Source organism: Microlunatus sp. GCM10028923 (assembly GCF_042666975.1).
GTDB lineage: Bacteria > Actinomycetota > Actinomycetes > Propionibacteriales > Propionibacteriaceae > Microlunatus.
Window position 1 is genome coordinate 280,572 of sequence record NZ_JBHTFF010000005.1, and the last position, 12,103, is coordinate 292,674.

The 12,103-nt window shown below is 69.9% G+C and carries 10 protein-coding genes; 2 read left to right on the forward strand and 8 right to left on the reverse strand.

Going from position 1 to position 12,103, the window contains the following annotated elements; translation table 11 throughout:
• Nucleotide 1: 1 nt before the first annotated feature.
• Together ACFQU4_RS14560 and ACFQU4_RS14565 are read right to left on the reverse strand one after the other, a co-directional pair.
• Nucleotides 2-1,543, reverse strand: a complete 1,542-nt coding sequence (locus ACFQU4_RS14560; protein ID WP_377492996.1) for an MFS transporter — start codon at nucleotides 1,541-1,543, stop codon at nucleotides 2-4.
• An 803-nt stretch (nucleotides 1,544-2,346) separates the two neighbouring features.
• On the reverse strand, nucleotides 2,347-3,912 hold the full coding sequence (locus tag ACFQU4_RS14565; protein ID WP_377492998.1) for an MFS transporter: 1,566 nt from the start codon (nucleotides 3,910-3,912) through the stop codon (nucleotides 2,347-2,349).
• 65 nt (nucleotides 3,913-3,977) lie between these two features.
• Here ACFQU4_RS14565 and ACFQU4_RS14570 point away from each other — a divergent pair, with 65 nt between their 5' ends.
• Nucleotides 3,978-4,655: a TetR/AcrR family transcriptional regulator gene (locus tag ACFQU4_RS14570; RefSeq protein WP_377493000.1), complete on the forward strand. Its 678-nt coding sequence runs from the start codon at nucleotides 3,978-3,980 to the stop codon at nucleotides 4,653-4,655.
• A 337-nt stretch (nucleotides 4,656-4,992) separates the two neighbouring features.
• On the opposite strand, the gene ACFQU4_RS14575 is transcribed toward ACFQU4_RS14570, so the two are convergent.
• The 5 genes from ACFQU4_RS14575 to ACFQU4_RS14595 all read right to left on the reverse strand — a co-directional run bounded on the left by ACFQU4_RS14575 (nucleotide 4,993) and on the right by ACFQU4_RS14595 (nucleotide 9,555).
• On the reverse strand, nucleotides 4,993-5,805 hold the full coding sequence (locus ACFQU4_RS14575; RefSeq protein WP_377493002.1) for an LLM class flavin-dependent oxidoreductase: 813 nt from the start codon (nucleotides 5,803-5,805) through the stop codon (nucleotides 4,993-4,995).
• Between the two features lie 38 nt (nucleotides 5,806-5,843).
• Complete coding sequence (locus ACFQU4_RS14580; protein ID WP_377493004.1) at nucleotides 5,844-6,473, reverse strand: DUF1345 domain-containing protein; 630 nt, start codon at nucleotides 6,471-6,473, stop codon at nucleotides 5,844-5,846.
• 113 nt (nucleotides 6,474-6,586) lie between these two features.
• Nucleotides 6,587-8,152, reverse strand: a complete 1,566-nt coding sequence (locus ACFQU4_RS14585) for a GMC family oxidoreductase (RefSeq protein WP_377493006.1) — start codon at nucleotides 8,150-8,152, stop codon at nucleotides 6,587-6,589.
• On the reverse strand, nucleotides 8,152-8,670 hold the full coding sequence (locus tag ACFQU4_RS14590) for a hypothetical protein (protein ID WP_377493008.1): 519 nt from the start codon (nucleotides 8,668-8,670) through the stop codon (nucleotides 8,152-8,154). The genes ACFQU4_RS14585 and ACFQU4_RS14590 overlap by 1 nt, the downstream gene beginning before the upstream one ends.
• A gap of 99 nt (nucleotides 8,671-8,769) precedes the next feature.
• Nucleotides 8,770-9,555: an IclR family transcriptional regulator gene (locus ACFQU4_RS14595; protein ID WP_377493010.1), complete on the reverse strand. Its 786-nt coding sequence runs from the start codon at nucleotides 9,553-9,555 to the stop codon at nucleotides 8,770-8,772.
• An 88-nt stretch (nucleotides 9,556-9,643) separates the two neighbouring features.
• Here ACFQU4_RS14595 and ACFQU4_RS14600 point away from each other — a divergent pair, with 88 nt between their 5' ends.
• A complete protein-coding gene (locus tag ACFQU4_RS14600; protein ID WP_377493012.1) occupies nucleotides 9,644-9,964 on the forward strand; it encodes a putative quinol monooxygenase in 321 nt (106 codons plus the stop codon).
• On the opposite strand, the gene ACFQU4_RS14605 is transcribed toward ACFQU4_RS14600, so the two are convergent.
• Complete coding sequence (locus ACFQU4_RS14605) at nucleotides 9,951-11,219, reverse strand: CDP-glycerol glycerophosphotransferase family protein (RefSeq protein WP_377493014.1); 1,269 nt, start codon at nucleotides 11,217-11,219, stop codon at nucleotides 9,951-9,953. The genes ACFQU4_RS14600 and ACFQU4_RS14605 overlap by 14 nt on opposite strands.
• Nucleotides 11,220-12,103 lie beyond the last annotated feature (884 nt).

A 12,103-nucleotide genomic window follows, 5' to 3' on the forward strand; every position in this document is an offset into this window, starting at 1 on the left:
TTCATCGTAGCGTGACCTGCTGTTCCGGCCGCATTTCCGAATCCGGCACGTTCGGGGTAGCGGACTCGCGGGGCGTACGGGCGAGGCGCAGCCAGCTCGCGACCGCGACGACGGCGAGCAGGACCGCGCCGACCACGGCGACCGCGACCAGACCCTGGGTGAACGCCTGCCGGGCCGTCGCCGCCAGCACCTCGCCCTGGTCGGCCGGCAGTTCGGCGGCGATCGCCAACGCCTTGGAGATGCCGGACGAGGCCTCGGAGCCGCCGGCCCCGCCCAGGCCGGCCCGGTAGACCAGCGTGCCGATGCTGCCCAGCAACGCGATGCCGAGCCCGATCCCCAGCTCGTTGCCGGTCTCCGAGATCGCCGAGGCAGCGCCGGCCTGGTCGGGCGGGGCCGAGCCGACCACCAGGTCGGTGGCCAGCGCCGTCGCCCCTCCGATCCCGCCGCACGCGACGGTGAAGCCGATCACCGGGATCAGCGGACCGCCGGTCGCGGTGGTCAGGGCCAGGATCGCGAAGCCGATCATGGTGATCACGATCCCGGCGAAGATCAACACACCGCGGCGCACCCAGCGCAGCAGCACCGGCGCGGCCAGACTGGAGATGATCATGACGACCATCTGCGGCAGCAGCCAGAGCCCGGCCTCGATCGGGGCCAGCCGGGCCACCGTCTGCAGGTAGAGCGACACCAGCAGGAACGTGCCGCCCATCAGCGAAGCCGACACCACCATGATCACGATGACGGTACGGAAGGTGGGCTCGGTGAACAGCCGGAGCTGGAGCAGCGGATCGGCCAGCCGACGCTGCCGCCGGACGAAGATCACCGCGCAGGCCACCCCGATGATCACCGGCAGCACGCTCAGCCAGACCGGCGCACCGCGGGCGAACTCCTTGATCCCGAAGACGAACGGCAGGATCGCGGCCAGCGACAGCCCCACGCTAGGCAGATCGATCCGGCCCGGCTTCGGCGCCCGGAACTCGGGCAGCAGGAACGGCCCGGCGATCAGCAAGATGATCATCACCGGTACGGCGATCAGAAAGACCGAGCCCCACCAGAAGTGCTGCAGCAGCAGCCCGCCGACCAGCGGCCCGGCCGCGCTACCGCCCATGAAGCAGCACATCCACGCCCCGATCGCGATCGCCCGCTGCCGCTCGTCGCTGAACAGGTTGCTGATCAACGCCAGCGTCGATGGGGCGACCGTCGCGCCCGCGATGCCGAGCAGGGCTCGGGCTGCGATCAGGATCTCGATCGTGGGGGCGAACGCGGCAATCACTGAGGCGATGCCGAAGATGACGGCGCCGATCAGGAGCAGGCGGCGGCGCCCGATGCGGTCCCCCAGGTTGCCCATGGTGATCAACAGGCCCGCAACCACGAAGCCGTACACGTCCGTCACCCACAGTTGCTCCGTCTGACCGGCACCGAGGTCTGTGCTGAGTCGCGGCAGAGCCAGGTAGAGCACACTCATGTCCAGCGACAGCAAAACTGTCGGCAGACCGAGCACTACTAGGCCTAGCCAGCGCTTCAACGATCCTGATCTTTCCATGCGTGCCAGCCTAGGTCATTCTGATTGCAGATTGCAAGCAGTGTGAGAGGGGGCAGGGAATCATGCCGCGGGAGGTCTGGGGGTTTGTGCGCGGACAACCATCCGCCCGCGATGGCCTGGGTGCCGCTGCCGCAGTACTGCGATGCGGGCTCCCGCCAGGCCCGTCCACGTCCGCGCACAAACCCCCAGACCTCCCGCTTCCTTGTGGATGCTCAGTCAGGGTTTATAGGTCCCGAGCCGCGCGTGACCAGGTCTGCGGTCCTCGCCAGACCGAGCGCTCGGTGGAGTCCCTACGGTGCAGTGACTGTGTTCTGGCGAGGGGCAGTTGATCTTCGTGATCATGGGGTTGCTTGGGCGGGGGCTGGTTCAGAGGGCCGGCGGCTCGTGAGTCACGGGTGTCCATGCGTTCGTCACTCACTGAATAGTTGATCTTCAAGTCACCCCCTGAACCAGCCCCCGACCCTGCATCCCCCACCGATCCACCAAAAGTGCAGCGCACGTACTCGCTCCACCAACACCCTCGTGACCCCCACCGAGCGCTCGGTCTGGCAGTCGGGGCAGGTCTGATACCGCGCGGCTTTGACCGAAAAATATGACCGTACGGCCCAAAGAGAGCGGGAGGTCTGGGGGTTTGTGCGCGGACGTGGACGGGCCTGGCGGGAGCCCGCATCGCAGTACTGCGGCAGCGGCACCCAGGCCATCGCGGGCGGATGGTTGTCCGCGCACAAACCCCCAGACCTCCCGCGGCATGATTCCCTGCCCCCTCCCGAAGACAGACAACCAGCCCGAATTGCAGCAACGCTCTAGTCGGAGTCGGAGTGGGCGACCGTGGGTGCGTGGCGGAGCAGGACGGTGGCAACGACGGCCAAGATCAGGACCGCGCCAGAGGCGGCCCAAGCAGTGAGTTGGAGCGCCGAGGTGAAGGCGGTCCGGGCGGCGGCCAGGACCTCGTCACGAAGGGCCGGCGCGAGTCCCTGAACGGCCTGGTAGGCGCCGGCCAGGGAGTCGACGGCGAGTGCGCGGGCGCCGGCGGGTAGGCCGGGCAGCGCGTGGCCGGACATGATGGCTTGGTAGTACGCGATGCCCAGGCTGCCCAGGATGGCGATTCCGGAGGCGTTGCCGAGTTCGTTTCCGGTCTCCGACACGGCGGCCGCGGCTCCGGCTCGCTCGGCCGGCGCGGAGCTGATGATCAAGTCCGGGCCGAGGGTCCCGGCCGGGCCGAAGCCGAGTGCGGTGAGGAAGGAGCCGATCACGATTGGCGCGATGCCGCCGCCGGGATCGACCCGCGTGAAGGAAATCAGGCCGGCGATCGCGATCACCATCCCGCCGGTGATCAGATACGCCGGCCGGATCCGCCGGGCCAGGCGCGCAGCGAGCGTCGAGGAGATGATCAAGGCGGCGGTCTGCGGTAGCAGCCAGAGGGCGGCGAGCAGGGCGGGCAGGCCGCTCACCAGCTGCAGGTACTGCGCGGTGAACAGGTAGGTGCCGGCCATGGTCGTACCGATCAGGAGATTCAGCCCGACCGCGGTGGAGAAGGCGGGGATCTTGAACAGGGACAGGTCGAGCAGTGGATGGTCGATGGTTCGTTGCCGCCGGATGAAGAGAAGGCCCAAGATCAGGCCGGCCAGGCCGGTGCCGATCGCGACCGGGGTCGGGCCGTCCTTGGCCAGGGTCTTCATCGCCAGCACCAGGGCCAACATGGTGGCGGTGGCCAGCACGGCACCGAGCAGGTCGAACCGGCCGGGAGACGGGTCCTTCGACTCCAGCAGCAGGGCCGGCGCCAAGATCAACAGCAGGGCCATGATCGGCAGATTGACCAGGAAGACCGAGCCCCACCAGAAGAACTGCAGCAGCACCCCGGCGAGCAGCGGGCCGACCACGATGCCGATCGAGAAGCAGACCACCCAGATCGAGATCGCGAAGGCCCGCTCGTCCCGGCGGTGGAACAGCGATCTGATCAAGGAGAGGGTCGACGGCATCAGCGTAGCGCCGGCGATGCCCTGCACCGCCCGGGCCGCGATCAGCCACTCCGGACCCGGTGCGAAGGCCGCCAGCGCGCTCGCCGCGGCGAAGGCGGCAGCGCCGAACATCAGCAGGCGGCGCCGCCCCAGCCGGTCACCGAGCGTGCCCATCGTGATCAACGCGCCGGCGATCAGGAAGCCGTAGATGTCGGTGATCCAGAGCGCCTGAATCCCATCCGGGCGAAGATCGACCGACAACGACGGCAGCACCAAGATCAACACCGACAGATCCATCGAGACGAGCAGGGTCGGCAGCGCCAGCACGGCCAGCCCACCCCAGGCCCTCGGCCCGGCCTTCGCCGTCTCGCCACTGACGGAGGTTCCACCCACCGGTTCCTGGCCCGACATCCTGCGCTCCCTTCCGCGAGTTTCGTTACGATCTGTACCGTAACATAAGTGCTAGGATGCGGACCATGACGAGTCCGGCGGAATCACGGCGTGGTGGCCGGCCGCGTAGCGCGGAGATCGATGCGGCAGCGCTGGACGTGACCCTGACGCTGCTCGACGAGGTCGGCTATCGGCGACTGTCGCTGGAGGAGGTCGCGCGCCGGGCCGGCACCTCACGGCCGGCCCTCTATCGGCGCTGGCCGACCCGACCGGCGCTGGTGCTGGCCGCGCTGGCCGGCCGGCTGGGCGCAGTCGGCGTGCCGGACACCGGCTGCACGATGTGTGACCTGGGCGAAGCGATCGGCGTCTTCGTCGCCGTGTACCGCCGACTACCACCCGACGTGATCGGCTCGCTGCTGGCGGACTGCGCCGGCGACGCCGACCTGCACGCGTTGTTCATGACCGCCCTCTTCGACCCGCCGCGGCAAGCAGTCCGGCAGACCCTCGCCAAGGCCGTGGCCCGCGGCGATCTTCGTCCCGACCTCGATCACGAACTCGCCGTCGACCTCCTCGGCTCCTGGGTACACCACCGGGTCCTGTTCGGCCACGCCTCGTTCGACGACGCCGACATCGAGACCGCGGTCGAAACCCTCCTCGGCGGCATCGCCGCCGACTACCCCGCCCTCCGAGAAGGCAGCCGCCAAGACCTAGCCACCCCCACCCCCCTCCACGGCCTCCACTCCGACACCGCATCCCCGAGGTAGCGGCCTCGCGGCGCCTCTGCCCCTCCGACCCGAACCGCCAGCTCCCTAGTGACTCCACCGAGCGCTCGGCCTGACAGTCGAGGCAGGCCTGATCACCGCGCGGCTTCGACCGAAAACAATGACTGTGTCGGCAAAAGGAAGCGGGAGGTCTGGGGGTTTGTGCGCGGACGTGGACGGGCCTGGCGGGAGCCCGCATCGCAGTACTGCGGCAGCGGCACCCAGACCATCGCGGGCGGATGGTTGTCCGCGCACAAACCCCCAGACCTCCCGCGGCGTGAGTCCCTGCCCCCTCCCGAAAGGCCCTTCGACAAGCTCAGGGCACGTACAAAGACAAGGATCAGGCCGGCGGCCCAGACCGAATCCGCTCCAACAGCCGATCAGGCGCCACCTCAGATCCGTCCTCCAACCACCAGGTCACGCCGGCATCCTCGTACTCACCGGCCCGGCTCGAATCGGGAGCCCAGGTCGGGTTCGGCGACCAGATGACCACATCACCGCCGGCGCGCCCGCCGGCCCGTTCGAAGTCGGCCCGGATGGTGATCAATTCCTCCGGCGTCGGGATCCGAAAGTCGTCGGACTCGTCGCGAACCTGCGGAAACAGACCGTCTGCGCCAAGAGCGCCGCGCACAGGCCCGCGGCGGGGCCAGAAGCCGCTCGTCCAGAGCGGTACGTCGATCGGCGGGAACCGTACCCCGCTCACCTGGTAGTGATCACCGGCATGATCGACCAGCTCACCGGCCAGCAGCCGGCGCAGCACCGGTACGCCCTCGTCGAGCCGCGCCGCCAGTACGGAGCGCTTGCCGGACTCACCCCAGCGAGTGAAGTCGCCGCCGCCCCCGGTGGCGAGCCCGAGAATCAATCGGCCACCGGACAGGGATTGCAGCGTGCTCGCCTGCAGGGTCAGGGTGCCCAGCCGGCGTCGCGGCAGCGGGGTCGACAGCGGGCCGATCATGATCGACTCCGTCGCCTGGGCGATCGCGGCCAGGGACACCCACGGGTCGGCGAAGGGCGGTTCGTAGTCCGCCGGGGTGATCAGGTCCCACATGAAGAAGCCGTCCCAGCCGGCCTGCTCCGCCGCGACCGCAAGATCACGAAGGGCGGCCGGGTCACCGTACGGTCCGTAGGAAGGTACGTACACTCCGTAGCGCATGATCAACACAGCGTCACGGGTGCGCCGGATTATTCCGCTCAGCTTCCCGTGATCACGCCGATCGCGATGCCGAGCGTCGCGGTGTTGTACAGAAACGACAACACGGCGTGCGAGAGCAGTTGCGCGCGGATCGGCGTGGCCCGGGTCTCGACATCGGAGACCGCGAAGGACACCCCGATGGTGAAGGCGAAGTAGGCGAATTCGACCAAGGTCGGCTCAGGCTTCTCCGGGAAGTCCAGGATCCGTTCCGGCAGCGCGTCCTCGTAGAGGTGGGCGTAGCGCTCGGCGTACCCGAAATGGAGGATCGCCCAGGACAGGATGACGGCCGGCACGGCGAACACCTTCGACAGGGCCGGCGGGATGCCCTCGAAGAGCGCCTCGTCGAACCGGTCCCCGATCACGATCGCCAGGCCGGCACCGATCCCGGTCAGACTGATCAACAGCGTGAACAGGTAGCCGAGCCGACGCGGCATCAACGCGTCGCGCCAGTCGGGAGCCCGGCCGAGCCGGACCCGGCGGAGCCGCCGGCCCCGGATCAGCAGGTAGCCGATCGCGGCGACGGTCCAGGCCAGCAGGACCAGGAAGTCGTCGTTGACGACCAGGGCAAGACTCAACGCGATCAACGTGAGGTCGAGCACCCGGGCCGGCAGGTACTTGAGGTTCCGCATCCCTCTCCCTCTGGAGCCGATGCGGAGACCGTAGCAGTGGGCGGCCCGGCCCCCGCGAACCGACGGGGGACGGTACGGGAGCCGGGCCTGTGGCGGGTTGTGGGGGGCCTTGGTCAGAGACGACCCGCCTTCATCTCGCTGACCAAGTAGTCGGCCTGACGGATCGCCAGCGCGACGATCGTCAGGGTCGGGTTGGCGGCGGCCCCGGTGGTCATCACCGACCCGTCGCTGATGAAGAGATTCGGTACGGTGTGCGCCCGGCCCCAGCGGTCCACGACGCCGTCCTCGGCCCGCTCCGACATCCGGCAGGTGCCGAGGTTGTGCGTCGACGGGTACGGCGGCGTGTGGTGCACGCTGAGCGCCCCGACGGCACCGTAGAGCGCATCGGCCGCGGCATAGGCGTGCTCGCGCATCGCGACGTCGTTCGGATGATCATCGAAGTGGACGTTCGCCACCGGGATCCCGTGTTGATCATGGACCTCGGTGTTCAGGGTGATCCGGTTGGTCGGCTGCGGCATGTCCTCGCCGACGATCCAGAGCCCGGCCGTGCGGACGTACGCCTCCAGCTTCTCGGTGAACGGCCGGCCCCATTCGCCGGGTTCGATGAAGCTGGCCAGGAAGGCCGGACCCAGCGACAGGGTCTCCAGGTAGTAGCCGCCGGCGAACCCGCGGCCGGGATCGTGCCGGGCCTCGTCGGCGATCAGCCCGGCCATCGTCTCGCCGCGATACATCCGGACCGGGTTCTCGAAGGTCGCGTACGCCGAGCCGGTGGTGTGCCGCAGGTAGTTCCGGCCGACCTGGCCGGACGCGTTGGCCAGCCCGTCCGGGTGCAGCGAGCTCTCGCTGAGCAGCAGCAGTCGCGGTGTCTCGATCGAATTCCCTGCCACACAGACGATCCGGGCCGCCTGCCGGTGCAGCCGGCCGGCCGCGTCGACGTACTCCACCGCGTCGATCTTGCCGGCCGGGTCGTGAGTGATCTTGGTCGCCTGGCACTCCGGACGCAGGTCGAGCTTGCCGGTCGCCAGCGCCCGCGGGATCTCCCGGACCAGGGTGGACCACTTCGAGCCGTTCTTGTCGCCCTGGAAGTTGAAGCCGTCCTGGATCGAAGCCGGCCGGTCGTCGTAGGGCTCGGCGTTCGTCGCGTACGGGCCGGTCGCGTAGAACTTGTAGCCGACCCGCTCGGCGCCGTTGGCGAAGACGAAGTAGTTGCTGTTGGCCGGCAGCGGCGGCCGGCCGTGCCGGTGGGTGGAGCCCATCGCGAGCTCCGCCTTGTCGTACCAGGGCGCCAGCTCGTCGAGCGTGATCGGCCAGTCCAACAGGGCGGCGCCGTCGAGGTCGCCGTACACGGAACGGGTGCGGAACTCGTGCGCGAGGAAGCGCGGCGTCGCGCCGGACCAGTGCGTCGTCGAGCCGCCGACCGCCTTGACGATCCAGGCCGGCAGGTTCGGGAAGTCCTGGGCGATCCGCCAGGAGCCGCTGGTGGTCCGCGGGTCCAGCCAGGCCATCTGCTGGAACGCCCGCCACTCGTCGTTCTCGTAGTCGTCGTTGGTCAGGTGCGGACCCGCCTCGAGCAGGACGCAGGGCACCCCCGCCACGGTGAGTTCGTACGCCAGCGTGCCGCCGCCGGCCCCGGACCCGATGATCACGACCGCCGGTTCGCCGGTGTCGATGGCAGCCATCAGTGATCACCGCCGACCAGCTCGACCCGCGGCTCCGCGGTGTATTCCTCGACCCGCGGCCGGGGCAGCCAGTCAAGATCGTCGAACCCGCGGTTCAGGTAGCCGCCCTTGTCGAAGGACGGACCTTCGTAGCCGAGCAGCTCCCAGACTTCATGATCATCGTAGAGCGCGACGATCACGGTCCCGTGCACCAGGCCGAAGAAGTCGGAGTCGGCGATCCGTTCCACCGCGGCGGTCGCCTCGTCGTCACCGAGCCCGGTGAACGAGCCGCCGGCCTCGGTGTCGAGTTGATCAAGGCCTTCGGCGAGTGGCCCGCCGGCGTTCTGCACCGCCTCCGCGGCCCGCTGGTACGGGCCGTCCGGGAAGTCGGGGTGCGGGTAGGCGACCCTGATCAACCGGACCAGGGTGTTGCGTTGCGCCTCGGTCAGCGGTCCCGGTTCATGATCAGGTTCGGTCGTGGTGTCCTGGCGCAGGTCGACCGGTTCGAGTTGATCTTCACCTGGCGATTCGTTCGGCATCAGTGCCCCCTTGTCCCGCACCGCAGCGGGATAGCAGGAGGCTAGCCTCGCTGAACCTCCTTGACCACAACGATTCTCACTCGCCGAGAGGCCGGCCGATCAGGTTTCGGAGCCCCGCAGACAGGCGCCGACGCGGGACGCGACCTGCCGCAGCCGGGCCGCCAGCCGCTGCTCGGCACCGGTCAATCGCTCGGGCTGCGCGGACACCGCGACGGCGCCGAGCAGGGCCGAGTCGCCGCCCCGGACCGGCACCGCGGCACAGGCCCAGCCGGGCAGGAATTCCTCGTGTTCCCAGGAGATCCCGCGGCGCGCGACCTCGTCCAGTTCGGCATCCAGGGTGATCCGTTCGGTGATCGTGTTCGCGGTCAGCGCCCGCAGCGGGTGCCGGCCCAGGAAGAGGTCGCGGCCGGCGCGGTCGAGATCGGCCAGCAGGATCTTGCCGAACGCGGTGCTGTGCGGGACCTCGTGGAAGCCGAACCGCAGCGGCTTGAGGCGAGGGCAGTCCGGCGAGTCGACCACGTGCACCAGCACCAGTTCGCCGCCGCGGTAGAGCGCGAGATAGGCGGCGAATCCGGTCGACTCGTGCAGCGCGGCGATCTCCCGGGCGACCGGCCGGGACAGTCCGAGCTGGCGGTGCAGGGCCAGGCCGAGCCGGTGCAGCTTGTAGCCGAGTTCGTACCGTCCCTCACTGCGGATGTGCACCAGGTAGTCGCTGTCCACCAGGTCCTTGGTCAGCCGGTAGACGGTCGGCAGCGGCAGCCCGAGGGCGTCGGCGACCTCGCGCGCGCCGGCTCCGCCTCGCTCGGCGACGAGTTCGAGGATCGCCAGGGTGCGCTCCACCGGACCGGAGCGGCCTTGATCAGGCGACCGCGCCTGCTCAACCATGGGTCCATCGTGCCCTACCGAGCCCGCCCGCGTGGGCGATTCGATGCCATGATGGCCGCATCCCGTACCCCTGAGAGCGGAGGCGCCGATGCATTTCATCGTGGTCAAGTTCACCACCAAGCCGGACTGGTCGGAGCGCTGGCTGGAGCTGGTCGCCGGCTTCACCGCGGCGACCCGCGCCGAGCCCGGCAATCTCTGGTTCGACTGGTCCCGCAGCGTCGAGAACCCCGCCGAGTTCATCCTCGTGGAGGCGTTCACCGACGACGGCGCCGGGCCGCACGTCAACAGTGATCATTTCAAGCAGGCGATGCAGGACATGCCGCAGGCGCTGGCCTCGACGCCCAAGATCATCAGCCGGTCGGTCGACGGCGACGACTGGGACGACATGGGCGAACTCACCGTCGAGTGAGCCGCCGGCCGCGGGTGAGGTCCCGGACGTAGTCGGCCACGGCCTCGGCGGACTCGGAGCCGTGGAACGGGCCCAGGTAGTAGGTCCGGCGTTCGGCGCGCAGTTCGGCCAGCGGATCGGGCCCGAACAGGTCGTCCAGGACCCGGTCCAGGTCGGCCAGGTCACGGTCGATCACGTAGCCGGCGCGGCTGATCGGGAACGCGGCTCGGAACGCGTCGGCGTCCGGCTCCGACATCGCGGTCATCGCGTACGGGCGCCCGGAGGCGAGGAAGTCGGTCACCACGGCCGACACGTCGGAGATCAGGGCGTCGGCGGCGTTGATGCACTCGGCCAGTGACCGGTCCAGCTCGGCCGCCGCGCCCCACAGGTGCTTCCGGCCGCTCTGCGCGCGATCCTCGGCGAGCATCATGTGGGCCTCGGCGATCGCCGTCCGGTCGCCGGCCTGGCGGCCGCCGAACGGGTGGCCGCGGAAGATCACGGTCAGCTCGCGGTCCAGCAGGGCCTCGATCAGTCGGGTCGCCAGCGGCAGCGACGTGTAGTCGTAGCGGGCGTCGATGCCCCGCCAGGTCGGGGCGTAGAGCACGGTCGTCGGGGTGGCCCCGGGCCGCGGACCCTCCGCGATGTCGCCCGCCTGGGGCCGGCCCAGCACGTCGAACTGGTCCCGCGGGATCTCGATGCCGTGGGCCGCGTACCGCTCGATGCCGGCCTCGCCGCAGGTGACGATCCGGTCGTACTCGGCGTGCCGCTGGTTGAAGTTGGCGGGCTTGTCGGAGTCGCCGTGGTTGAGCCAGACATGGGTCATCCGGTCCAGCTTCAGGAAGGTACGGTTCCGCTTGCTGTTCTGGACGTAGAACGCGGCCCGGACGGTCTTCGGCAGCACCAGCTCGAGATCGTCCGGCGTCGGGTCGGGGACCAGCAGCAGCGGCGCCCGGGTGACCTGGCGGATCAGGTCCGCGGCGCCGGCATCGCTGGTCAGCAGGAGGTACGGCTCGCCGGAGGCGGCCAGGTACGGCTCCCACATCTGGCACTGGTAGCGGGCCCCGCCGTGTCCCGCGTACGGCATCGCGAAGGTCGGCCGCAGCGTGCGCAGCGCCCGGCCCAGCCGGGCCCGGTCGGCCCTGCCGACCCGCGGATCGGCGGAGGTCTCCGCCGGTGCCCCGGGCAGGTTCCAACTCGTGATCACCGGCAGCGGCTCGCCGTCCGCCGTGTCGTTGCCCCGTCGCCGCGGAAGCAGCCGTCCGATTGCTGCCCGCATCTCGCGTTCCATCAAGCCCCGCCGCTTTCCCTGGAAGGGAGCCCGTCCTCCCCTCGTGCTGATCCACCGTACTGCCGCGGAAATCCAACCGGGCCCGCGACGCGAGGTTTACGCTGGCCGGGTGGCCGCGCTCCCGGCCCGCCTCGGGAAGCTACGTCGACTCCCGATCGACCCCGTCTGGCATGGCCTGATCAATCTCGGGTCGGTGGCGGCTGTGGCCCTGCTGCTCGCCGGCGGCGGACTCGGGACCCTGATCCTCGGCATCGTCTGCGGCCTGGCCGCCCTGGCACTCCTGGTCCGGCGGCTGCGTCGCCCCTTGCTCCGGCCCGCCGGGGCCAAGGCGGAGGCCGCGACGGTCGGCGCGCGGGCACTGCTCGTCCTCGCCGTCGCTGCCGGGGCTTCGATCCGCCGCCCGGAGGATGCCGGCTGGTCCTACCTCGCCGCCGGGATCGCGATGCTGCTGGTGCTCAGCGAGCCGACGGTCCGGACCCTGCTCACGGCGCGCGGGCAGCGGGCGGTGCAGTTGCCGGGTGCGCCGACGATCCCGCAGCCGCGGCTGCCGTCCGGGATCCAGGTGCAGGCCTGGCTGGCGGTGATCATGATCGGCGGCGTGCTGGCGGCGGTCGGCGCCCCCGGCTGGGGCTGGCTGATCGTCGTGCTGCTCGCCGTACCGCTGCAGGCGATCGTCGCGTTCGACGCGCTGCTGGCGCGGCTGGCCGAGCGGCGTGCGGTCCAGGGCATCCCGGCCGCGCTGGCCCGGTACCGGCCCGAGTTCGTCGTCTACTACGCGGCCAGCTCCGGCGTGGACTACCAGCTGGGCATGTGGCTGCCGTACCTGGAACGGCTGGGCCGGCCGTACTTCGTGATCACCCGCGAGACCGCAA